This is a genomic window from Pantoea sp. ACRSB (assembly GCF_022346905.1).
GTDB classification, from domain to species: Bacteria; Pseudomonadota; Gammaproteobacteria; order Enterobacterales; family Enterobacteriaceae; genus Pantoea; species Pantoea piersonii.
Window position 1 is genome coordinate 15394 of the sequence record NZ_JAKRNL010000008.1, and the last position, 22224, is coordinate 37617.

At 56.5% G+C, this 22224-nt stretch carries 21 protein-coding genes; all 21 read left to right on the plus strand.

Annotation, left to right across the window (positions count from 1 at the left end; genetic code table 11):
• Positions 1–16 precede the first annotated feature (16 nt).
• The 21 genes from ovoA to phoU all read left to right on the plus strand — a co-directional run bounded on the left by ovoA (position 17) and on the right by phoU (position 22218).
• On the plus strand, positions 17–2155 hold the full coding sequence (ovoA, locus tag MHZ89_RS19260; protein ID WP_311784308.1) for a 5-histidylcysteine sulfoxide synthase: 2139 nt from the start codon (positions 17–19) through the stop codon (positions 2153–2155).
• A 102-nt stretch (positions 2156–2257) separates the two neighbouring features.
• Positions 2258–2719, plus strand: a complete 462-nt coding sequence (gene asnC, locus MHZ89_RS19265; RefSeq protein ID WP_033755376.1) for a transcriptional regulator AsnC — start codon at positions 2258–2260, stop codon at positions 2717–2719.
• A gap of 152 nt (positions 2720–2871) precedes the next feature.
• Positions 2872–3312 carry an FMN-binding protein MioC gene (mioC, locus tag MHZ89_RS19270; protein ID WP_311784309.1) on the plus strand — a complete coding sequence of 147 codons (441 nt, stop codon included), beginning with the start codon at positions 2872–2874 and terminating at the stop codon, positions 3310–3312.
• A 441-nt stretch (positions 3313–3753) separates the two neighbouring features.
• Positions 3754–5643 (plus strand): tRNA uridine-5-carboxymethylaminomethyl(34) synthesis enzyme MnmG, encoded by a 1890-nt coding sequence (gene mnmG, locus MHZ89_RS19275; protein WP_311784310.1) that lies wholly within the window; start codon positions 3754–3756, stop codon positions 5641–5643.
• 47 nt (positions 5644–5690) lie between these two features.
• Entirely contained in the window at positions 5691–6308 is a 618-nt protein-coding gene (gene rsmG, locus MHZ89_RS19280; RefSeq protein WP_311784311.1) for a 16S rRNA (guanine(527)-N(7))-methyltransferase RsmG, read from the plus strand.
• Positions 6309–7021: 713 nt separating this feature from the next.
• The gene (gene atpI / locus MHZ89_RS19285; RefSeq protein ID WP_311784312.1) at positions 7022–7402 is read left to right on the plus strand and encodes a F0F1 ATP synthase subunit I; all 381 of its coding nucleotides are present in this window, start codon (positions 7022–7024) and stop codon (positions 7400–7402) included.
• Positions 7403–7410: 8 nt separating this feature from the next.
• The gene (gene atpB / locus MHZ89_RS19290) at positions 7411–8229 is read left to right on the plus strand and encodes a F0F1 ATP synthase subunit A (protein ID WP_311784313.1); all 819 of its coding nucleotides are present in this window, start codon (positions 7411–7413) and stop codon (positions 8227–8229) included.
• A 48-nt stretch (positions 8230–8277) separates the two neighbouring features.
• Complete coding sequence (gene atpE / locus MHZ89_RS19295; RefSeq protein WP_003849523.1) at positions 8278–8517, plus strand: F0F1 ATP synthase subunit C; 240 nt, start codon at positions 8278–8280, stop codon at positions 8515–8517.
• Positions 8518–8630: 113 nt separating this feature from the next.
• The gene (atpF, locus tag MHZ89_RS19300) at positions 8631–9101 is read left to right on the plus strand and encodes a F0F1 ATP synthase subunit B (protein ID WP_081140530.1); all 471 of its coding nucleotides are present in this window, start codon (positions 8631–8633) and stop codon (positions 9099–9101) included.
• 14 nt (positions 9102–9115) lie between these two features.
• Positions 9116–9649 (plus strand): F0F1 ATP synthase subunit delta, encoded by a 534-nt coding sequence (atpH, locus tag MHZ89_RS19305; protein ID WP_120457693.1) that lies wholly within the window; start codon positions 9116–9118, stop codon positions 9647–9649.
• Positions 9650–9663: 14 nt separating this feature from the next.
• Positions 9664–11205, plus strand: coding sequence for a F0F1 ATP synthase subunit alpha (gene atpA / locus MHZ89_RS19310; protein ID WP_311784314.1), 1542 nt, complete (start codon positions 9664–9666; stop codon positions 11203–11205).
• A 52-nt stretch (positions 11206–11257) separates the two neighbouring features.
• Positions 11258–12124, plus strand: coding sequence for a F0F1 ATP synthase subunit gamma (atpG, locus tag MHZ89_RS19315; protein WP_311784315.1), 867 nt, complete (start codon positions 11258–11260; stop codon positions 12122–12124).
• Positions 12125–12153: 29 nt separating this feature from the next.
• Entirely contained in the window at positions 12154–13551 is a 1398-nt protein-coding gene (gene atpD / locus MHZ89_RS19320) for a F0F1 ATP synthase subunit beta (RefSeq protein ID WP_311784316.1), read from the plus strand.
• Between the two features lie 24 nt (positions 13552–13575).
• Positions 13576–13995, plus strand: coding sequence for a F0F1 ATP synthase subunit epsilon (locus tag MHZ89_RS19325; RefSeq protein WP_033755408.1), 420 nt, complete (start codon positions 13576–13578; stop codon positions 13993–13995).
• 159 nt (positions 13996–14154) lie between these two features.
• Positions 14155–15525 carry a bifunctional UDP-N-acetylglucosamine diphosphorylase/glucosamine-1-phosphate N-acetyltransferase GlmU gene (gene glmU / locus MHZ89_RS19330; RefSeq protein ID WP_311784317.1) on the plus strand — a complete coding sequence of 457 codons (1371 nt, stop codon included), beginning with the start codon at positions 14155–14157 and terminating at the stop codon, positions 15523–15525.
• Between the two features lie 149 nt (positions 15526–15674).
• Positions 15675–17504 carry a glutamine--fructose-6-phosphate transaminase (isomerizing) gene (glmS, locus tag MHZ89_RS19335; protein ID WP_311784318.1) on the plus strand — a complete coding sequence of 610 codons (1830 nt, stop codon included), beginning with the start codon at positions 15675–15677 and terminating at the stop codon, positions 17502–17504.
• A 165-nt stretch (positions 17505–17669) separates the two neighbouring features.
• A complete protein-coding gene (gene pstS / locus MHZ89_RS19340) occupies positions 17670–18713 on the plus strand; it encodes a phosphate ABC transporter substrate-binding protein PstS (protein ID WP_120457705.1) in 1044 nt (347 codons plus the stop codon).
• An 86-nt stretch (positions 18714–18799) separates the two neighbouring features.
• Positions 18800–19762 (plus strand): phosphate ABC transporter permease PstC, encoded by a 963-nt coding sequence (gene pstC, locus MHZ89_RS19345; RefSeq protein WP_311784319.1) that lies wholly within the window; start codon positions 18800–18802, stop codon positions 19760–19762.
• Positions 19759–20649, plus strand: coding sequence for a phosphate ABC transporter permease PstA (pstA, locus tag MHZ89_RS19350; RefSeq protein WP_311784320.1), 891 nt, complete (start codon positions 19759–19761; stop codon positions 20647–20649). The genes pstC and pstA overlap by 4 nt, the downstream gene beginning before the upstream one ends.
• Positions 20650–20693: 44 nt before the next feature.
• Positions 20694–21467: a phosphate ABC transporter ATP-binding protein PstB gene (gene pstB / locus MHZ89_RS19355; protein WP_120457711.1), complete on the plus strand. Its 774-nt coding sequence runs from the start codon at positions 20694–20696 to the stop codon at positions 21465–21467.
• A 16-nt stretch (positions 21468–21483) separates the two neighbouring features.
• Positions 21484–22218 carry a phosphate signaling complex protein PhoU gene (gene phoU / locus MHZ89_RS19360; RefSeq protein WP_033755423.1) on the plus strand — a complete coding sequence of 245 codons (735 nt, stop codon included), beginning with the start codon at positions 21484–21486 and terminating at the stop codon, positions 22216–22218.
• The last annotated feature ends 6 nt before the right edge of the window (positions 22219–22224 follow it).

The following is a 22224-nucleotide window of genomic DNA, read 5'->3' on the forward strand; positions in this document are numbered from 1 at the left end:
GCTAACGGAGTTCACTGTGACCCTCTTCCAGCAACAACAACAACTACCGGCGCCAACCCGTACGGTCCGCCTTTCCGGCAGCAGCGTCGCAGATAAACGCGCTGAATTGCTGGCTTACTACACGCAAACCTGGGAACTGTATGAAAGCCTGTTCGATTGTCTCGCCGACGATCGCGCCTGGTTCACGAAAGCCATTACGCTGCGCCATCCTTTAATCTTCTATTTCGGTCACACCGCTTCTTTCTATATCAATAAGCTGATGGCGGGCCGCTACATCGATGCGCGCATCGACGATCGCATTGAGGCGATGATGGCGATAGGCGTGGATGAGATGAGCTGGGACGATCTCGACGACAGCCACTACGCCTGGCCCACTGTGCAAGAGGTGCGCGACTACCGCCACAAGGTGAAAAGTCTGGTGACGCGCTTTATTCAGACCATGCCGCTGGAGCTGCCCATCGACTGGGAAAGCCCGGCGTGGGTGATCCTGATGGGCATCGAACATGAGCGCATCCATCTTGAAACCTCCAGCGTGTTGATACGCCAGTTGCCCATCCAGTGGGTGCAAGCGCAGCCGCAGTGGCCGGTATGCCAGGAGGCGCGCCATACGCGCAACAAGGTGCCCGCCAATAGCCTGATCGCGATGCCTGGCGGCGTCGTCACGCAGGGGAAAAGCGACGATACCTACGGCTGGGACAATGAATATGGCACTCAGTCAGTCGAACTCCAGCCCTTTAAAGCGAGCAAAATGCTGGTCAGCAATGCTGAATTCTTTGAGTTTGTCGCGGCGGGCGGCTATCAGCAGCGTCAGCACTGGGACGACGAAGGCTGGGGCTGGCGCAGCTTTACCGATGCGCAGATGCCGACCTTCTGGCTTGGCGATGTGAAGCACCCCGACGCGCTGAAGCTGCGCCTGATGACTGAAGAGGTGGCGATGCCCTGGGACTGGCCAGCGGAAGTGAACCAGCTGGAGGCCGCCGCGTTTTGTCGCTGGAAAGCGCAGCAAACCGGCGCGCCCGTCCAGCTGCCGTGTGAGGCCGAATGGATGCAGCTGCGCGAGCAGGTCGAAGGCGATCAGCCGGAGTGGCAGCAGGTGCCAGGCAACCTTAACCTGGCGTACTGGGCCTCCTCCTGCGCGGTGGACCGCTTCGCCCAGGGCGACTTTTTTGACATCGTAGGCAACGTCTGGCAGTGGACCACCACGCCGATTAACGGCTTTGAAGGGTTCCGCGTGCACCCGCTCTATGATGACTTTTCCACGCCGACGTTCGACGGCAAACATTCGCTGATCAAAGGCGGCAGCTGGATCTCTACCGGCAATGAAGCGCTGAAATCGTCGCGCTATGCGTTTCGCCGCCACTTTTTCCAGCATGCGGGCTTCCGCTACGTCGTCTCCTCGCATCAGGAATCAATGTCGCTTAATCCCTACGAAACCGACGACATGGTGTCGCAGTATCTCGACTTTCAGTACGGCCCGCGCTATTTCGGCGTCGACAACTATGCCGAATCGCTGGTGGCGCTGGCGCTGCCCCATTGTCAGGCGCGCGGCAGCGCGCTCGATATCGGCTGCGCCACCGGCCGCGCCAGTTTCGAGCTGGCGCGCCATTTCGAACAGGTGATCGGGATGGATTATTCGGCGCGCTTTATTGATGTGGCGTTGCAGCTCGCCTCCGGCGAGGATTTCCGCTACGTGGTGCCGGAAGAGGGCGAGCTGGTGGAGTATCGTCAGGTACGTCTGAAAGAGCTGGGTCTCGACGCTGGCCAGTCGCAGCGTATTCAGTTTGTTCAGGGCGACGCCTGCAATCTGAAACCGCAACCCGCACAGTACGATCTGGTGCTGGCCGCTAACCTTATCGATCGCCTGCGTCAGCCGCAGCGCTTTTTGCAGGATATCGCGCCGATGATACGTTCCGGCGGTCTGCTGCTGCTCTCCTCTCCTTACACCTGGCTGGAAGCCTTTACGCCGAAAGAGAACTGGCTGGGCGGCATCCGCGAAAACGGCGAAGCGCTCACCACGTTACAGGCGCTGCAGCGGCTGCTGGCGGCGGAGTTCGAGCCGATCGACGCCCCGCAGGATGTTCCTTTTGTCATCCGCGAGACCGCGCGCAAATATCAGCATTCGCTGGCCCAGGTCACGCTGTGGCGTAAGCGGTAAACCTAACGGCAGCGGCAAACGCCGCTGTCGGAGATTGCCTGACGGCGCTTTTTGCTGCACATTCTCCTCTGTTCAAAGAAGAAGAGCTGACACGAGGATGATATGGCCGAATCACTGCAACTGGACAACCTGGATCGCGGGATCCTGAATGCGCTGCTGGACAATGCCCGCACCGCTTACGCCGAACTGGCGAAACAGTTCAACGTTAGTCCGGGCACGATCCATGTTCGCGTGGAGAAGATGAAGCAGGCCGGCATTATTCTCGGCACCCGCGTGGAGATCGATCCGCGCCAGCTGGGGTTTGATGTCTGCTGTTTTATCGGCATCATCCTGAAAAGCGCACGCGACTACCCGGCCGCGCTGAGCAAGCTGGAGGCGCTTGATGAAGTGGTCGAGGCCTGGTACACCACCGGGCACTACAGCATTTTTATTAAGGTTATGTGTCGATCTATCGACGCGCTACAGCAGGTTCTGATCAACAAGATCCAGACCATTGACGAAATCCAGTCCACCGAAACGCTGATCTCACTGCAAAACCCGATCATGCGCACCATCAAGCCCTGATCCTTTTTTCCTGTGCATAACCTTATCCCGTACGAACGCCGCCTGCGCCAGCGGCTGCGTTCGTATCTTCATTTCTGATAACCCTGTTTTCCACAGGTGGATCACGGCTTGATCACAGCGTACAATGCTCGCCTTTATTCCGGGAGAGCATCATGGCCGACATTACTTTAATCAGTGGCAGCACGCTGGGCAGCGCCGAATATGTGGCCGAACATCTAGAAGAGAAGCTGCAGGAAGCGGGTTTTTCCACACAGCTGCTACACGGCCCGGCGCTGGATGAGCTGCCGCAGCAGGGGATCTGGCTGGTGGTGAGTTCTACCCACGGCGCGGGCGAACTGCCTGACAACCTGCAACCTTTATATGAGGCCATTGCGGAAACCCAGCCCGATTTGTCGGCGTTGCGCTTTGGCGCGATCGGCCTCGGCAACCATGAATACGATCTGTTCTGCGGCGCTATTCGTTCGCTGGACGCGCTTTTGATCGCCCGCGGCGCACAGCGCATCGGCGAGCGACTGGAAATCGACGTGCTGGAGCATGAGATCCCCGAAGATCCGGCAGAAGCCTGGCTAACCGGCTGGACCGCCCATCTCTGAGCGGATCTTTTGCCGCAGGGGATCGGGTATTTCGCCGGATCCCCAGTTAAAACGCCTGTTTTTTTACGATCGCGGGCGCTTTATTTGTGGATAACTATGCTTGATTGCTGCGTAAAACCCGTAGTTATCCAAAGAACAACTGCTGATGCTTTTCTGAGCTGTGCATAAGTCCGCATTTTGATCTCAGCTTATACGGATCAGGATCACCGATCATTCACAGCAAAGGATCCTTTCTATCCGGTTGATAATCTCCAGCTTTTCTGGGTTATCCACAGAGAGTGGCGATCCTAATAAAGAGATCTAACAGAAAGATCATATACAGAATAAAGATCCTTTCTTTTAAACCCGCAGATCCCGCCGCTTTCACCCTCGGCGGAATTTCAGTAGAATCCACCGCCCAGGGCAACGATCCCTGCCAGTTCATCAACGAGGTACCACTTCATGTTTTATCCAGATCCTTTTGACGTCATCGTAATCGGTGGTGGTCATGCGGGCACAGAAGCCGCAATGGCCGCTGCCCGAATGGGTCAGCAAACTCTGTTACTCACCCATAACATTGATACGCTTGGACAAATGTCCTGCAACCCGGCGATCGGTGGCATTGGAAAAGGACATCTGGTTAAGGAAGTGGATGCCTTAGGCGGCCTGATGGCCACGGCGATCGACAAAGCGGGCATTCAGTTTAGGATACTAAACAGCAGCAAAGGCCCGGCCGTACGCGCTACTCGTGCACAGGCGGATCGCGTGCTGTATCGCCAGGCGGTACGCACCGCGCTGGAGAACCAGCCCAACCTGATGATCTTCCAGCAGGCGGTCGACGATCTTATCGTCGAAAACGATCGCGTGGTGGGGGCTGTCACCCAGATGGGCCTTAAGTTCCGTGCGAAAGCCGTTGTGCTCACCGTCGGTACTTTCCTCGACGGCAAAATTCATATCGGGCTGGATAACTACAGCGGCGGTCGTGCTGGCGATCCGCCTTCCGTTCCGCTGGCGAAGCGCCTGCGTGCCTTGCCTTTGCGCGTCAGCCGTCTGAAAACCGGTACGCCGCCGCGTATTGACGCGCGAACCATCGACTTTTCGGTGCTCAGCCCGCAGCATGGCGATAACCCGATGCCGGTCTTCTCGTTCATGGGCGATGCGTCGCAGCATCCGCAGCAGGTTCCCTGCTGGATTACCCATACCAATGAGCAGACCCATGAGGTGATCCGCAATAACCTCGATCGCAGCCCGATGTACGCCGGGATCATCGAAGGGATCGGCCCGCGTTACTGTCCGTCGATCGAAGACAAAGTTATGCGCTTCGCCGATCGTAATGCGCACCAGATCTTCCTGGAGCCTGAAGGGCTGACCAGCAATGAAATTTACCCGAACGGCATCTCTACCAGCCTGCCGTTTGACGTGCAGATGCAAATCGTTCGCTCAATGAAGGGCCTGGAAAACGCGAAAATCGTCCGTCCGGGCTATGCGATCGAATATGACTTCTTCGATCCGCGCGATCTGAAGCCGACGCTGGAAAGCAAATATATTCACGGACTCTTCTTCGCCGGTCAGATCAACGGCACCACCGGTTACGAAGAAGCTGCCGCGCAGGGTCTGCTGGCCGGTCTTAACGCCGGACGTCACTCCGCCGACAAAGAGGGCTGGGCGCCGCGTCGCGATCAGGCCTACCTCGGCGTACTGGTGGATGACCTCTGCACGCTCGGCACCAAAGAGCCCTATCGCATGTTCACCTCGCGCGCCGAGTATCGTCTGATGCTGCGCGAAGACAACGCCGATCTGCGTCTGACCGAAACTGGCCGCGAGCTGGGCCTGGTAGACGATGCCCGCTGGGCGCGCTACAACCAGAAGCTGGAAGCTATTGAGCAGGAGCGTCAGCGTCTGCGCGATCTCTGGATCCATCCGAAGTCAGAGAACGTTGAAGAAGTGAATACGTTGCTCAGTACCGCGCTGACCAAAGAGGCGAGCGGGGAAGACCTGTTACGCCGCCCGGAAATGACTTACGCGCAACTGACCGCCCTGCCGAGCTTCGGCCCGACGCTGCCTGACGCGCAGGCGGCTGAACAGGTTGAGATCCAGGTGAAATACGAAGGCTATATCGCGCGCCAGCAGGAAGAGATCGATCGTCAGCAGCGTAATGAAAATACGCTGCTGCCAGCCGAGCTGGACTATCGCCAGGTCAGCGGTCTGTCCAATGAAGTGATCGCCAAGCTCAACGATCATAAACCTTCTTCTATTGGCCAGGCGTCGCGCATCTCCGGCATTACGCCGGCAGCAATTTCAATTCTGTTGATTTACCTGAAAAAACAAGGGCTGCTGCGCAAAAGCGCCTGACCTGAAACGGGGCGAGGCTACTCGCCCCCGCTGACTGGACTTATGCTGTGATCACAAAACTCACTTCGCTGCTTAAGGCAGCCGGTATTTCCCTCTCCGATCAACAAAAAGAGCAGCTGGTTGCCTATGTCGGCCTGCTGGACAAGTGGAACAAAGCCTACAATCTGACGTCGGTGCGCGATCCGCAGCAGATGCTGGTGCGCCACATTCTCGACAGTATCGTGGTGGCCCCTCATCTGCAGGGCGAACGCTTTATTGATGTCGGCACCGGACCGGGCCTGCCTGGCGTTCCGCTCGCTATCGTGCTGCCGCAGGCGCACTTTACGCTACTCGACAGCCTGGGCAAGCGCGTGCGCTTTCTGCGCCAGGTGCAGCATGAACTGGGATTAACTAACATTACGCCGGTGCAGAGCAGGGTAGAGGAGTTTCCGTCCGAGCCGCCGTTTGACGGCGTTATCAGCCGCGCATTCGCTTCGCTGCAAGATATGGTGAACTGGTGCCACCATCTGCCTTCCGCGCAGGGACACTTTTATGCGCTGAAAGGCGTACGTCCCGACGAGGAGATCGCCAGTCTGCCAGCCGGTTTCCGTCTCGTCTCTGTGGAAGCGCTTAAGGTGCCCGAACTGGATGGCGAACGTCATCTGGTGGTTATCGCACGCGAATAGCCCTAAAAGGTGAAGGGATTAAGGCATTCCCGTGCGTTTGCCTTAGTGAATTCGCTGTTCAAAAAACAGGCAGTTGATTTCGCAGCGCGGCTCAATTTTAATCGTGACGGCTGCGAAATAACGTTAACAGCGCTGGCGGAAATTATCCGAAAATCTCTGTTACATTTAACGATTAATTCACATTTATTTATCACGAAGATCACTTCAGGCTGTTGTGTAAAGAGTGCAGATAATCACGCGGGAAAATATATCAGGGTAATAACTCCGCGTACGTAATATCAATTTAACGTTTTTACCTCACTCTGGGTTGTCAATGCGCTGTTTTTATCGAAAATACCGCCAGCCCGAAGCGAGAAAAATAGTAGGTTTCTGATTTACAAAAGATTATGAGCGATTTAATAGGCGTCGCTACTGTTTGTCAGCAAATTTGAATAGCGGAACAGTGTTTGGAATGTGATCTAAAGCACGCTTTAAAAGCAAGGCTCAAGCCGAATTACCGCTACGCAGGCACATAATTTCGCCTGCCAATCTTTGGAAAAATAGCCGTTCGGAAAGAAATTTAAATAATTGTTCACCTTTTGGCTACTTACGGATTGAAATCGCAAGTGCGGCCCGTATAATTTGCACGGCTTTTGCTGCTTGACTCGAGTGAGTAAAGGCAGTCTTATACGACACGCGACATACCCCTTATGGGGCAGGAGAGTAACCGCGCCATGTCAGTGTCTCTTTACAGTGTAAAATTCGCCCGAACCGTGCTGGCAATCCAGCTGGTGACTGTTGTCATCATCGGCGCTCTCTTTGCCCTGAAAGATGTCACCTGGGGCGTCTCTGCGTTTGCTGGCGGAGCGGCAGCCTGGCTGCCAAACGTGTTGTTCATGTTTTTAGCCTGGCGCCTGCAAGGGCAATCCCCGGCTTCCGGACGGGTTGCGTGGAGTTTCGCCCTCGGCGAAATCGGCAAAGTCATCGCAACCATCGTGTTGCTCATTGTGGCGTTGGGTGTTTTCAGGGCGGTTTTCTGGCCGCTTGGGATAACCTGGTTATCGGTGCTGGTGGTTCAGATGTTGGCACCGGCGGTAATTAACAACAAAGGGTAAAAGGCATCATGGCTGCAGGAGAAACTCAAACTCCGCAAGAGTACATCGGTCACCATCTGACGCACCTTCAGTTGGACCTGCGTACCTTCGAGTTAGTGAATGCTCACGACGCTCCCGCGACGTTCTGGGTATTAAATATCGATTCTATGTTTTTCTCTCTGGTGCTGGGATTCATCTTCCTGGTGTTGTTCCGCAAAGTGGCGAAAAGCGTCACCAGCGGCGTGCCAGGGAAGATGCAGGCTGCTATCGAACTGGTTGTCGGCTTCGTTGATGGCAACGTGCGCGACATGTACCACGGTAAAAGCAAACTTATCGCCCCGCTGGCTCTGACGATTTTCGTCTGGGTCTTTTTGATGAACTTCATGGATCTGCTGCCTATCGACCTGCTGCCGTATATCGGCGAGCACTGGCTGGGCCTGCCGGCGCTGCGCGTCGTGCCGTCCGCAGACGTGAACATCACGCTGTCTATGGCGTTGGGCGTCTTTATTTTGATTCTGTTCTACAGCATCAAAATGAAAGGTGTAGGCGGCTTCGCGAAAGAGCTGACGCTGCAGCCTTTTAATCACCCGATCTTCATCCCCATCAACCTGATCCTTGAAGGTGTTAGCCTGCTGTCCAAACCGGTTTCACTCGGTCTGCGACTGTTCGGCAACATGTATGCGGGTGAGCTGATCTTTATCCTTATTGCCGGTCTGTTGCCGTGGTGGTCGCAGTGGGTGCTGAATGTGCCGTGGGCCATTTTCCACATCCTGATCATCTCGTTGCAGGCTTTCATTTTCATGGTCCTCACGATTGTCTATCTGTCGATGGCATCTGAAGAACATTGATTTTTTTCTCAACACTAAGCGTTTAACTGAAACAAACTGGAGACTGTCATGGAAAACCTGAATATGGATCTGCTGTACATGGCTGCCGCTGTGATGATGGGCCTGGCGGCAATCGGTGCTGCGATCGGTATCGGCATCCTCGGAGGTAAATTCCTGGAAGGCGCCGCGCGCCAGCCGGATCTGATCCCTCTGCTGCGTACGCAGTTCTTTGTTGTAATGGGTCTGGTGGATGCAATCCCGATGATCGCTGTTGGTCTGGGTCTCTATGTGATGTTTGCTGTCGCCTAAAGCCTGTCGCTGTTTGTTCATTCAGGGCATTGAACGCCATGAATGAACGGTTCTGCCGCTTATCGTTGAGATAACGGCAGATAAGTTACTCACTTACTTAGAGGCATTGTGCTGTGAACATTAACGCAACAATCCTCGGCCAGGCCATCGCGTTCATCCTGTTTGTCGCGTTCTGCATGAAGTACGTATGGCCGCCGATTATGGCTGCCATCGAAAAGCGCCAGAAAGAAATTGCTGAAGGCCTTGCTTCTGCTGAACGCGCGAAGAAAGATTTGGATCTCGCGCAGGCTAATGCGACCGACCAGCTGAAGAAAGCGAAGGAAGAAGCTCAGGTCATTATCGAGCAGGCGAACAAACGCCGTACTCAGATTCTGGACGAAGCGAAAACTGAAGCTGAGAACGAACGTAACCGCATCGTGGCGCAAGCGCAGGCAGAGATCGACGCCGAGCGTAAACGTGCCCGCGAAGAGCTGCGTAAGCAAGTCGCGTTGCTGGCAATGGCTGGCGCCGAGAAGATCATCGAACGTTCCGTGGATGAAGCTGCTAACAGCGACATCGTTGATAAACTGGTCGCTGAACTGTAAGGAGGGAGGGGCTGATGTCTGAACTGATTACTGTAGCTCGCCCCTACGCCAAAGCAGCTTTTGACTTTGCTGTTGAGCATCAAAGTATTGAACGCTGGCAGGATATGCTGGCGTTTGCCGCGACCGTAGCACGCAATGAGCAAATGGCCGATCTTCTCTCCGGCGCGCTGGCGCCGGAAGCGTTATCGGCTTCTTTCATTGCCGTCTGCGGCGATCAATTAGATGAACACGGTCAGAACCTGATTAAGGTAATGGCTGAGAACGGACGTTTGACCGCGCTTCCGGCTGTACTGGAGCAGTTCATTCAACTGCGCGACGCCTATGAGGCGACGGCGGAAGTTGATGTGATTTCCGCCAGTACGCTGAGTGACAGCCAGCTGACCAAAATCAGCGCCGCGATGGAAAAACGTCTGTCACGCAAAGTTAAGCTGAATTGCAAAATTGATAAGTCTGTCATGGCAGGCGTGATCATCCGTGCGGGTGATCTGGTGATTGATGGCAGCGTGCGCGGCCGTCTTGAGCGTCTGGCAGACGCCTTGCAGTCTTAAGGGGACTGGAGCATATGCAACTGAATTCCACCGAAATCAGCGAACTGATCAAGCAGCGCATTGCTCAGTTCAATGTCGTGAGCGAAGCTCACAACGAAGGTACAATCGTCTCTGTTAGCGACGGTATCATCCGCGTACACGGCCTGGCCGATGTAATGCAGGGTGAGATGATCGCCCTGCCGGGCAACCGTTACGCTATCGCCCTGAACCTCGAGCGCGACTCTGTCGGCGCCGTGGTAATGGGTCCGTATGCTGACCTCGCCGAAGGCATGAAGGTTAAGTGTACTGGCCGTATTCTGGAAGTGCCGGTCGGTCGTGGCCTGCTGGGCCGCGTGGTGAACACCCTGGGTGCGCCAATCGACGGCAAAGGCGCGATCGACAACGACGGCTTCTCGCCGGTTGAAGTGATCGCACCGGGCGTTATCGACCGTCAGTCAGTCGACGAGCCGGTTCAGACCGGTTACAAATCTGTCGATGCGATGATTCCAATCGGTCGTGGCCAGCGTGAGCTGATCATCGGCGACCGTCAGACCGGTAAAACCGCGCTGGCGATCGACGCTATCATTAACCAGCGCGATTCCGGCATCAAATGCGTCTACGTCGCAATTGGTCAGAAAGCTTCTACCATCGCTAACGTGGTGCGTAAGCTGGAAGAACACGGCGCGCTGGCGAACACCATCGTGGTCGTGGCTTCTGCGTCTGAATCTGCTGCACTGCAGTACCTGGCGCCCTACTCCGGCTGCGCCATGGGCGAATACTTCCGCGACCGCGGTGAAGATGCGCTGATCGTATACGATGACCTGTCTAAACAGGCTGTCGCTTACCGTCAGATCTCTCTGCTGCTGCGCCGTCCGCCGGGCCGTGAAGCATTCCCGGGCGACGTGTTCTATCTCCACTCCCGTCTGCTGGAGCGTGCGTCACGCGTAAGCGCTGACTACGTTGAGCGTTTCACCAACGGCGAAGTTAAAGGTAAAACCGGTTCACTGACCGCGCTGCCGATTATCGAAACCCAGGCGGGCGACGTTTCCGCGTTCGTTCCGACCAACGTAATCTCGATTACCGATGGTCAGATCTTCCTGGAATCGAACCTGTTTAACTCCGGTATTCGTCCGGCGGTTAACCCGGGTATCTCCGTATCGCGCGTAGGTGGTGCTGCTCAGACCAAGATCATTAAGAAACTGTCCGGCGGCATCCGTACCGCGCTGGCGCAGTATCGTGAACTGGCTGCGTTCTCGCAGTTCGCTTCCGATCTGGACGACGCAACCCGCAAACAGCTGAGCCACGGTCAGAAAGTGACCGAGCTGCTGAAACAGAAACAGTATGCGCCGATGTCTGTCGCGCAACAGGGTCTGGTGCTGTTTGCTGCCGAGCGCGGCTACCTGAACGACGTTGAACTGGCGAAGATCCTGAGCTTCGAAGCTGCGCTGCTGGCGTTCGCGGATCGCGACCACGCCGAGCTGATGCAGGAAATCAACCAAACTGGTAACTACAACAACGACATCGAAGCGAAGCTGAAAGGCCTGCTCGATACGTTTAAAGCAACCCAGTCCTGGTAATGTCTGGCGGCTTGTCTGAAAAGACAGGCCGCAAGGCTTTGAGGAGAAGCTAATGGCCGGCGCAAAAGAGATACGTAACAAGATTGGAAGCGTGAAAAACACGCAGAAGATCACCAAAGCGATGGAAATGGTCGCCGCCTCCAAAATGCGTAAAACGCAGGAACGCATGGCGGCCAGCCGTCCGTATGCAGAGACTATGCGCAAAGTGATCGGTCACCTTGCGTTAGGGAATCTGGAATACAAGCACCCTTACCTGGAAGAGCGCGACGTTAAGCGCGTCGGCTACCTGGTCGTTTCGACTGACCGCGGGCTTTGTGGTGGTTTGAACATTAACCTGTTCAAAAAATTGCTGGCAGATATGAAGGCCTGGTCCGATAAAGGCGCGCAGAGCGATCTGGCGATCATCGGTTCCAAAGGTCTGGCGTTCTTCGGTTCCGTAGGCGGCAACGTCGTGGCTCAGGTCACCGGCATGGGCGATAAACCTGCCCTGTCCGAACTGATCGGCCCGGTAAAAGTGATGTTGCAGGCTTACGACGAAGGGCGTATCGACAAGCTCTATGTCGTCAGCAACAAATTCAATAACACCATGTCTCAGACTCCGACCATTACCCAACTGCTGCCGTTACCGCCAGCGGAAGGTGAAGAAGATATGAAGGCGAAGACCTGGGATTACCTGTACGAGCCCGATCCGAAAGCGCTGCTGGATACCCTGCTGCGTCGTTATGTCGAATCGCAGGTTTATCAGGGTGTGGTGGAAAACCTGGCCAGTGAGCAGGCCGCACGTATGGTGGCGATGAAAGCCGCAACCGATAACGGCGGAAATCTGATCAAAGAGCTGCAGTTGGTATACAACAAAGCTCGTCAGGCCAGCATCACCCAGGAACTCACCGAGATCGTCTCGGGAGCCTCCGCGGTTTAACCAGGTAAGAATTAGGTAGAGGATTCAAGATGGCAGCTGGAAAGATTGTCCAGATTATCGGCGCCGTAGTTGACGTCGAATTCCCTCAGGACGCGGTACCGCAAGTGTACAACGCCCTTGAGGTTAAGAATGGTGATGCTCGTCTGGTGCTGGAAGTTCAGCAGCAGCTGGGCGGCGGCGTGGTGCGTACCATCGCCATGGGCTCTTCTGACGGCCTGAAGCGCGGTCTGGAAGTTGCTGACCTGAAAAAACCGATCCAGGTTCCGGTGGGTAAAGCCACCCTCGGCCGTATCATGAACGTGCTGGGCGAGCCGATCGACATGAAAGGCGACATCAAAGAAGAAGACGGCAGTGCAGTAGAGATCTCCTCTATTCACCGCGCGGCACCTTCTTATGAAGACCAGTCTAACTCGCAGGAACTGCTGGAAACCGGCATCAAGGTTATCGACCTGATGTGTCCGTTCGCCAAGGGCGGTAAAGTCGGCCTGTTCGGCGGCGCGGGCGTAGGTAAAACCGTAAACATGATGGAGCTGATCCGTAACATCGCGGCTGAGCACTCAGGTTATTCGGTATTTGCCGGCGTGGGCGAGCGTACTCGTGAAGGTAATGACTTCTATCATGAAATGACCGACTCCAACGTAATCGACAAAGTTGCGCTGGTGTATGGTCAGATGAACGAGCCGCCGGGCAACCGTCTGCGCGTTGCACTGACCGGTCTGACCATGGCGGAAAAATTCCGTGACGAAGGCCGCGACGTTCTGCTGTTCATCGACAACATCTATCGTTATACCCTAGCCGGTACGGAAGTTTCCGCACTGCTGGGCCGTATGCCGTCAGCGGTAGGCTATCAGCCGACCCTGGCTGAAGAGATGGGTGTGCTGCAGGAGCGTATTACCTCCACCAAGACCGGTTCAATCACCTCCGTACAGGCCGTTTACGTTCCTGCGGATGACCTGACTGACCCGTCTCCGGCGACCACCTTCGCCCACCTGGACTCAACCGTTACTCTGAGCCGTCAGATCGCGTCTCTGGGTATCTACCCGGCCGTTGACCCGCTGGACTCCACCAGCCGTCAGCTGGATCCGCTGGTTGTTGGCCAGGAGCACTACGACGTTGCGCGCGGCGTGCAGTCTCTGCTGCAGCGTTACCAGGAACTGAAAGACATCATCGCCATCCTCGGTATGGACGAGCTGTCTGAAGACGACAAACTGCTGGTGGCACGCGCGCGTAAGATTCAGCGCTTCCTGTCTCAGCCGTTCTTCGTAGCGGAAGTCTTCACCGGTTCTCCGGGTAAATACGTTACGCTGAAAGACACTATCCGTGGCTTTAAAGGCATTATGGACGGCGAGTTCGACCATCTGCCAGAGCAGGCTTTCTACATGGTCGGCGCTATCGAAGAAGCCGTGGAAAAAGCGAAGAAACTGTAATAACGGTTTCCCGGGAGGACAGAAATGGCTATGACTTATCACCTGGACGTCGTCAGCGCAGAGAAACAGCTGTTCTCTGGCCTGGTGCAGAAAATTCAGGTGTCAGGTAGCGAAGGTGAGCTGGGTATTTTCCCTGGCCACGCGCCGCTGCTGACTGCCATCAAGCCTGGAATGATCCGTATCGTGAAGCAGCACGGCGAAGAGGAATTTATTTACCTCTCTGGCGGCGTGCTGGAAGTGCAGCCGGGCAGCACCACCGTTCTGGCCGATACCGCTATCCGCGGTACCGACCTGGACGAAGCGCGTGCGCTGGAAGCGAAACGCAAAGCAGAAGAGCATATGAACAGCAGCCACGGCGACGTGGACTACGCTCAGGCCTCTGCAGAGCTGGCGAAAGCCATTGCTAAACTGCGCGTGATCGAGCTGACCAAAAAAGCGATGTAATCAGGCTTTATGCGTCACGAAATGCCAGCCCTTCGGGCTGGCATTTTTTTTGCCCGCGCGCCGATAGCAGAGCGCGCCTAATTTCGACCTGAGAAAAATGTAGTAATCTCAGGAGCAACCGTTTAACTTTCGCATGTCAAAAATTCTGTCAGGATGGTTATGTCTAACAGCGCAATGAGCGTGGTGATCCTTGCTGCCGGCAAGGGAACCCGTATGTATTCCGATCTGCCCAAAGTTCTGCATACGCTTGCAGGGAAGCCCATGGTTCAGCACGTGATCGACGCCGCCACCGGCCTCGGCGCGCAGCATATTCATCTGGTTTACGGCCACGGCGGCGACCGGCTGAAAGCCACGCTGACGGAGCCGTCGCTCAACTGGGTTTTGCAGGCGGAACAGCTGGGCACCGGACACGCGATGCAGCAGGCTGCCCCCGCATTCGCTGACGACGAAGATATCCTGATGCTCTACGGCGACGTGCCGCTTATCTCTCAGGAGACGCTACGGCGTCTGCGCGATGCCAAGCCCCAGGGCGGCATCGGCCTGCTGACGGTGGTGCTGGATAACCCCAGCGGTTACGGACGCATCGTGCGTGAAAATGGCGCTATCGTCGGCATTATTGAACAGAAAGACGCCAGCCCGGAGCAGCTGAAAATCACGGAAATCAATACCGGCATTCTGGTCGCCAACGGCGGCGATCTGAAACGCTGGCTGGCGCAGCTCACCAATAACAACGCGCAGGGCGAATATTACATCACCGATATCATCGCGCTGGCGCACCAGGAAGGTCGCCAGATTAATGCGGTGCATCCGGCGCGCGCCAGCGAAACCGATGGCGTCAACAACCGTTTGCAGCTGGCGACGCTGGAGCGGGTTTATCAGAGCGAACAGGCGGAGAAGCTGCTGCTGGCGGGCGTTATGCTGCGCGATCCGGCACGCTTCGACCTGCGCGGCGTGTTGAACCACGGCCGTGACGTCGAGATCGATATTAATGTCGTCATCGAAGGCGAAGTCACGCTGGGCGACCGCGTGAAAATCGGCGCAGGCTGCGTCATTAAAAACAGCGTGATTGGCGACGACTGCGAAATCAGCCCCTATACGGTGATCGAGGATGCGAACCTCGCCGCCGACTGCACCGTTGGACCGTTCGCGCGTCTGCGTCCCGGCAGCGAGCTGGCGCAGGCCGCGCACGTCGGCAATTTCGTTGAAATGAAAAAGGCGACGCTGGGCAAAGGCTCCAAGGCTGGCCATCTGAGCTACCTCGGCGACGCGGAGATCGGCGCGAACGTCAATATCGGCGCGGGCACCATTACCTGCAACTACGACGGCGCCAACAAATCAAAAACCATTATCGGCGACAACGTCTTTGTCGGTTCCGATACCCAGCTGGTGGCACCGGTCAGCGTGGCGGCAGGCGCGACTATCGCGGCGGGCACCACCATTATGAAAGATGTCACCGAGGCATCGCTGGTTTACAACCGTAAAGAGCAGAACAGCAAAGCGCACTGGCAGCGTCCGGTGAAGAAGAAGTGATTTTTTAGCGGCCAGCCATATGCTGGCCGCAGCAGTAACACAATAATAATCCCCACTCTCTACAAGGCTCGGGGAGCCCGGCACAGCCGGTTATCAGGTCGTATGACAACGAAAGATGGTTTAAAGCCATCAGGTCAGGAATAACATTTATGTGTGGAATTGTAGGTGCAGTAGCGCAGCGCGATATCGCAGAGATCCTGCTGGAAGGTCTGCGTCGCCTGGAGTATCGCGGGTATGATTCGGCCGGTCTGGCCGTCGTTGATCGTCAGGGTCACGTAACGCGCCTGCGTCGCGTCGGCAAAGTGCAGATGCTGGCGGAGGCTGCAGAGCAGCAGCCGCTGATCGGCGGCACCGGCATCGCGCATACGCGCTGGGCAACGCATGGCGAGCCGTCGGAAGCTAACGCGCATCCGCATGTCTCTGAGCAGATTATCGTGGTGCACAACGGCATTATCGAAAACCATGAGCCGCTGCGTGAAGCGCTTATCGCGCGCGGTTATCGCTTCACGTCCGAGACCGACACGGAAGTGGTAGCGCATCTGGTGCACTGGGAGCAGAAACAGGGCGGAACGCTGCGCGAAGTGGTGCTGCGCGTTATCCCGCAGCTGCGCGGTGCCTATGGCATGGTGATCATGGACAGCCGCGATCCGTCGCTGCTGGTGGCCGCGCGTTCGGGCAGCCCGCTGGTGATTGGCCTCGGCGTCGGCGAAAACTTTATCGCCTCCGATCAGTTGGCGCTGTTGCCGGTGACGCGTCGCTTTATCTATCTGGAAGAGGGTGATATCGCCGAAGTGAGCCGCCGCGAGGTGACCATCGTCGATAGCGCTGGTAACCCGGTGAATCGCGCCGAGATCGAATCCAGCGTCCAGTACGACGCGGGTGATAAAGGCGTTTATCGCCACTATATGCAGAAAGAGATCTACGAACAGCCGATGGCGATTAAAAACACCTTAACCGGTCGTTTCAGCCATGGCGAAGTCGATCTCAGCGAGCTTGGGCCGCATGCCGAAACCCTGCTGAGTCAGGTCGAGCATATTCAGATCATCGCCTGCGGCACCTCCTACAATTCCGGTATGGTGGCGCGCTACTGGTTCGAGTCGCTGGCGAACATCCCTTGTGACGTCGAGATCGCCTCTGAATTCCGCTACCGCAAATCCGCTGTGCGGAAAAACAGCCTGCTGATTACCCTGTCGCAGTCTGGCGAAACCGCCGATACGCTGGCGGCGTTGCGCCTTAGCAAAGAGCTGGGCTACCTCGGTTCGCTGGCTATCTGCAACGTCGCGGGCTCTTCGCTGGTGCGTGAGTCGGATCTGGCGCTGATGACCAAAGCGGGCACTGAAATCGGCGTCGCATCGACCAAAGCCTTTACCACGCAGCTTACCGTATTGCTGATGCTGGTGGCGAAGCTGGGACGTCTGCGCGGCATGTCGGCTGAGGTCGAGCATGATATCGTTCACGGCCTGCAGGCACTGCCGAGCCGTATCGAACAGATGCTGGCGCAGGACAAGTGTATTGAACTGCTGGCGGAAGATTTCTCCGACAAGCATCACGCGCTGTTTCTGGGACGCGGCGATCAATATCCGATCGCTATGGAAGGCGCGCTCAAGCTGAAAGAGATCTCCTATATCCACGCGGAAGCCTACGCCGCTGGCGAGCTGAAGCATGGCCCGCTGGCGCTGATTGATGCCGATATGCCGGTTATCGTCGTGGCGCCGAATAACGAGCTGCTGGAAAAACTGAAGTCCAATATTGAAGAGGTGCGCGCGCGCGGCGGTCTGCTGTACGTGTTCGCCGATCAGGACGCCGGCTTCAGCGACAGCGACGGCATGAAGATTATCTCTCTGCCGCATGTGGAAGAGGTGATTGCGCCCATCTTCTACACCGTTCCGCTGCAGCTGCTCTCTTATCACGTCGCGCTGATCAAAGGCACCGACGTGGATCAGCCGCGAAACCTGGCGAAGTCAGTTACCGTCGAGTAAAAAGCGGGCCCGGAAACGGGCCCCTTTGCTTTTTGCGGCCTGTCATATAACTGTAATATTTCCTACATTTCACTGTCATCAAACTGTCCTATTTTCCCTCCTGCAGCAATCACTGACTCCAACTACAACGGCTTTGAGCCTGAGATTAACTCCCCTGGAGGGAACATGACACTGATGCGTAGCACCGTAGCCCGAATCCTTACCGCCACTCTCGCCGTAAGTACGGTTTCTGCCTTTGCAGCCACCGATCTGACGGGCGCGGGCGGTACTTTCCCGGCGCCGGTTTATGCCAAGTGGGCAGCAGAATATCAGCAAGCCACCGGTAGCAAAATCAACTACCAGGGCATTGGTTCATCCGGCGGCGTCAAGCAGATCATCGCTAAAACCGTGGATTTTGGCGCGTCAGATGCGCCGATGAAAGATGAAGACCTGCAGAAAAACGGCCTGTTTCAGTTCCCGACCGTTATTGGCGGCGTTGTGCTGGCTGTTAATATTCCGGGTGTGAAGTCGGGCGAACTGACTCTCGACGGTAAAACAGTCGGCGACATCTACCTGGGTAAAATCAAAAAGTGGAACGATTCGGCGATCACTAAGCTGAACCCGGGCGTGAAACTGCCAGATACCAACATCAACGTGGTTCGCCGCGCGGATGGTTCCGGCACCTCTTTCGTTTTCACCAGCTACCTGGCGAAAGTGAACGAAGAATGGAACAGCAAAATCGGCAAAGGCAACACCGTTAACTGGCCGGCTGGTCTGGGTGGCAAAGGCAACGACGGCGTCGCCGCGTTCGTTCAGCGTCTGCCTGGCTCTATCGGCTATGTGGAATACGCCTATGCCAAGCAGAACAACCTGACCTACACCAAACTGGTTGATGCCGACGGCAAGCCGGTCGCGCCAAGCGAAACCAGCTTCTCTAACGCAGCGAAAGGCGCGGACTGGAGCAAATCTTTTGCTCAGGATCTGACCTTCCAGAAAGGTAACGATGCGTGGCCGATCACTTCCACCACCTTCATCCTGGTTTATAAAGATCAGGCGAATGCCGAGAAAGGCAGCGAAGTGCTGAAGTTCTTTGACTGGGCTTACAAAAACGGCAGCAAAACTGCGAACAGCCTGGACTACGCTACCCTGCCGGACAGCGTAACCCAGCAGATCCGCGCTGCATGGAAAGCCAACATCAAAGACAGTTCTGGCAAAGCGCTGTACCAGTAAGCGAACAACCCCGGCCGGACACGCGTCCGGCCAGATCTAAGGGCGGCCTTGTGCCGCCCTGACAACCTCTGAAGAATGAGACTTCTATGGCTGCAACGAAGCCGGCATTCAAAGCCCCCGGTAAGCAAGGTGACATGATTTTCGGCGCGCTGGTTAAGCTGGCGGCGCTGATTGTCCTGTTGCTGTTGGGCGGCATTATCGTCTCCCTGATTTTCTCCTCCTGGCCAAGCATCCAGAAATTTGGTTTCTCCTTCCTGTGGAACAAAACCTGGGATGCGCCAAATGAAGACTTTGGCGCGCTGGTGCCGATTTACGGCACCCTCGTGACCTCGCTGATTGCGTTGATTATTGCTGTGCCGGTGAGCTTCGGCATCGCGCTGTTTCTGACGGAGCTGTCGCCTGGCTGGCTGCGGCGTCCGCTCGGCACCGCTATTGAGCTGCTGGCGGCGATCCCCAGCATCGTTTACGGCATGTGGGGCCTGTTTATCTTCGCGCCGCTGTTCGCCGAATATTTTCAGACGCCGGTCGGTGAGGTGATGTCGAATATTCCGTTCGTCGGCGCGCTTTTTTCCGGCCCGGCCTTCGGCATCGGCATCCTGGCGGCGGGCGTTATTCTGGCGATCATGATTATTCCTTACATCGCCTCGGTGATGCGCGACGTGTTCGAGCAGACGCCGGTAATGATGAAAGAGTCCGCCTACGGTATCGGCTGCACCACCTGGGAAGTGATCTGGCGCATCGTGCTGCCGTTCACTAAAAACGGCGTGATCGGCGGCGTGATGCTGGGGCTGGGACGCGCCCTGGGTGAAACCATGGCGGTCACCTTTATTATCGGCAACACCTACCAGCTCGACAGCGCCTCGCTGTTTATGCCGGGCAACAGCATCACCTCTGCGCTGGCGAATGAGTTCGCCGAAGCGGAGTCGGGCGTGCATGTTGCCGCGCTGATGGAGCTGGGGCTGATCCTGTTTGTTATTACCTTTATCGTGCTGGCGATTTCCAAACTGATGATCCTGCGCCTCGCGAAAAGTGAAGGAGCGCGCTCATGACGACGATTGAACTGCAGGCACGCGCCGAACTGGACGCCTCGCGCCGTAAGATGCAGGCCTGGCGCAGCACCAAAAACAAGATTGCGCTGGCGCTGTCGCTGCTGACCATGGCCTTTGGCCTGTTCTGGCTGGTGTGGATCCTGTTCACTACCGTGACGCGCGGCGTTGACGGGCTGAGCTGGTCGCTGTTCACCGAATCGACGCCGCCGCCCAATACCGCCGGCGGCGGTCTGGCCAACGCCCTGGCGGGCAGCGGCCTGCTGATCCTCTGGTCGACGGTGATTGGCACGCCGCTGGGTATTCTGGCAGGCGTCTACCTGGCGGAATATGGGCGCAAGTCGGCGCTGGCGGAAGTGATCCGCTTTATTAACGATATTCTGCTCTCGGCGCCGTCGATCGTAGTCGGCCTGTTCGTTTACACCATCGTGGTGGCGCAGATGCACCACTTCTCCGGCTGGGCGGGCGTTATCGCGCTGGCGCTGCTGCAGATCCCGATTGTTATCCGCACCACCGAAAACATGCTGCGACTGGTGCCGGACAGCATGCGTGAAGCGGCATACGCGCTGGGCACGCCGAAATGGAAGATGATTTCCGCGATTACGCTGAAGGCATCGGTATCGGGCATCCTGACCGGCGTGCTGCTGGCGATTGCGCGTATCGCGGGCGAAACCGCGCCGCTGCTGTTTACCGCGTTGTCGAACCAGTTCTGGTCCACCGACATGATGCAGCCGCTGGCGAACCTGCCGGTGACCATCTTTAAGTTCGCGATGAGCCCCTTTGCCGAGTGGCAGAGCCTGGCCTGGGCGGGCGTGCTGATTATCACGCTCTGCGTGCTGCTGCTGAACATTCTGGCGCGCGTGGTCTTCACCAAGAGCAAACACGGATAACCTTCGGCGCTGCCTGGCGCGGCGCCGTTTAAGAGAGACGAGCAATGAGTATCGCGACTTCCAACAGCGGTAAAATTCAGGTGCGTAACCTGAACTTCTATTACGGCAAATTCCACGCGCTGAAGAACATCAACCTGGACATCGCCAAGAACCAGGTCACCGCGTTTATCGGTCCGTCTGGCTGCGGCAAATCGACCCTGCTGCGCACCTTTAACAAAATGTACTCGCTCTATCCTGAGCAGCGCGCCGAAGGTGACATTCTGCTGGATGGCGACAATATTCTGGCCTCCAGCCAGGATATCGCCCTGCTGCGCGCGCGCGTCGGCATGGTGTTCCAGAAACCAACGCCCTTCCCGATGTCGATTTATGACAATATCGCCTTTGGCGTACGCCTGTTTGAAAAGCTGTCGCGCGCCGATATGGACGAGCGCGTTCAGTGGGCGCTGAGCAAAGCCGCGCTCTGGAATGAAACCAAAGACAAGCTGCATCAGAGCGGTTACAGTCTCTCTGGCGGTCAGCAGCAGCGCCTGTGCATCGCGCGTGGCATTGCGATTCGCCCGGAAGTGCTGCTGCTGGACGAGCCCTGCTCAGCGCTCGACCCGATCTCTACCGGCCGTATTGAAGAGCTGATCACCGAGCTGAAGCAGGACTACACCGTGGTTATCGTGACGCATAATATGCAGCAGGCGGCACGCTGTTCTGACCACACTGCCTTTATGTATCTGGGCGAGTTAATTGAATTCAGCGATACGGACAGGCTGTTCACCAAACCGGCGCAGAAACAGACCGAAGATTATATTACCGGCCGCTACGGCTGATTTTCAGGAGATAACCATGGATAACCTTAATCTGAACAAGCATATCTCCGGTCAGTTCAATGCGGAGCTGGAACATATTCGCACGCAGGTGATGATCATGGGCGGCATGGTGGAGCAACAGCTTACCGACGCCATCACCGCGATGCACAATCTTGACGGCGAACTGGCGCAGCGCGTAATCGACGGCGACCAGAAGGTCAATATGATGGAAGTGGAGATTGATGAAGCCTGCGTGCGCATCATCGCCAAGCGCCAGCCCACCGCCAGCGATTTGCGTCTGGTCATGGCGATCATCAAAACCATCTCAGAGCTGGAGCGCATCGGCGACGTGGCGGAAAAAATCAGCCGCACCGCGCTGGAAAAATTCGGTCAGCAGCATATGCCGCTGCTGGTCAGCCTGGAGTCGCTGGGCCGTCATACCGTCGAGATGCTGCACGACGTGCTGGACGCCTTTGCGCGCATGGATCTTACCGAAGCGATTCAAATCTACCGTGAAGATAAAAAGGTAGATAAAGAGTACGAAGGCATTGTGCGTCAGCTGATGACCTACATGATGGAAGATCCGCGCACCATCCCGAGCGTATTGACCGCGCTATTCTGCGCCCGCGCCATCGAGCGCATCGGCGACCGCTGTCAGAACATCTGCGAAATCATCTTCTATTTCGTTAAGGGACAGGATTTCCGCCACGTTGGCGGTGATAAGCTGGACGAGTTGCTCTCCGGCGACGACGGCTCCAACAAACCTTCCTGATTGCTC

Excerpts from the sequence above, each read along its gene's own strand:
- asnC (WP_033755376.1), top strand. The coding sequence starts at position 2,258 with ATGGCCGAATCACTGCAACTGGACAACCTGGATCGCGGGATCCTGAAT.
- mioC (WP_311784309.1), top strand. The coding sequence starts at position 2,872 with ATGGCCGACATTACTTTAATCAGTGGCAGCACGCTGGGCAGCGCCGAA.
- mnmG (WP_311784310.1), top strand. The coding sequence starts at position 3,754 with ATGTTTTATCCAGATCCTTTTGACGTCATCGTAATCGGTGGTGGTCAT.
- atpI (WP_311784312.1), top strand. The coding sequence starts at position 7,022 with ATGTCAGTGTCTCTTTACAGTGTAAAATTCGCCCGAACCGTGCTGGCA.
- atpB (WP_311784313.1), top strand. The coding sequence starts at position 7,411 with ATGGCTGCAGGAGAAACTCAAACTCCGCAAGAGTACATCGGTCACCAT.
- atpE (WP_003849523.1), top strand. The coding sequence starts at position 8,278 with ATGGAAAACCTGAATATGGATCTGCTGTACATGGCTGCCGCTGTGATG.
- atpH (WP_120457693.1), top strand. The coding sequence starts at position 9,116 with ATGTCTGAACTGATTACTGTAGCTCGCCCCTACGCCAAAGCAGCTTTT.
- atpA (WP_311784314.1), top strand. The coding sequence starts at position 9,664 with ATGCAACTGAATTCCACCGAAATCAGCGAACTGATCAAGCAGCGCATT.
- atpG (WP_311784315.1), top strand. The coding sequence starts at position 11,258 with ATGGCCGGCGCAAAAGAGATACGTAACAAGATTGGAAGCGTGAAAAAC.
- atpD (WP_311784316.1), top strand. The coding sequence starts at position 12,154 with ATGGCAGCTGGAAAGATTGTCCAGATTATCGGCGCCGTAGTTGACGTC.
- MHZ89_RS19325 (WP_033755408.1), top strand. The coding sequence starts at position 13,576 with ATGGCTATGACTTATCACCTGGACGTCGTCAGCGCAGAGAAACAGCTG.
- glmU (WP_311784317.1), top strand. The coding sequence starts at position 14,155 with ATGTCTAACAGCGCAATGAGCGTGGTGATCCTTGCTGCCGGCAAGGGA.
- glmS (WP_311784318.1), top strand. The coding sequence starts at position 15,675 with ATGTGTGGAATTGTAGGTGCAGTAGCGCAGCGCGATATCGCAGAGATC.
- pstS (WP_120457705.1), top strand. The coding sequence starts at position 17,670 with ATGACACTGATGCGTAGCACCGTAGCCCGAATCCTTACCGCCACTCTC.
- pstC (WP_311784319.1), top strand. The coding sequence starts at position 18,800 with ATGGCTGCAACGAAGCCGGCATTCAAAGCCCCCGGTAAGCAAGGTGAC.
- pstA (WP_311784320.1), top strand. The coding sequence starts at position 19,759 with ATGACGACGATTGAACTGCAGGCACGCGCCGAACTGGACGCCTCGCGC.
- pstB (WP_120457711.1), top strand. The coding sequence starts at position 20,694 with ATGAGTATCGCGACTTCCAACAGCGGTAAAATTCAGGTGCGTAACCTG.
- phoU (WP_033755423.1), top strand. The coding sequence starts at position 21,484 with ATGGATAACCTTAATCTGAACAAGCATATCTCCGGTCAGTTCAATGCG.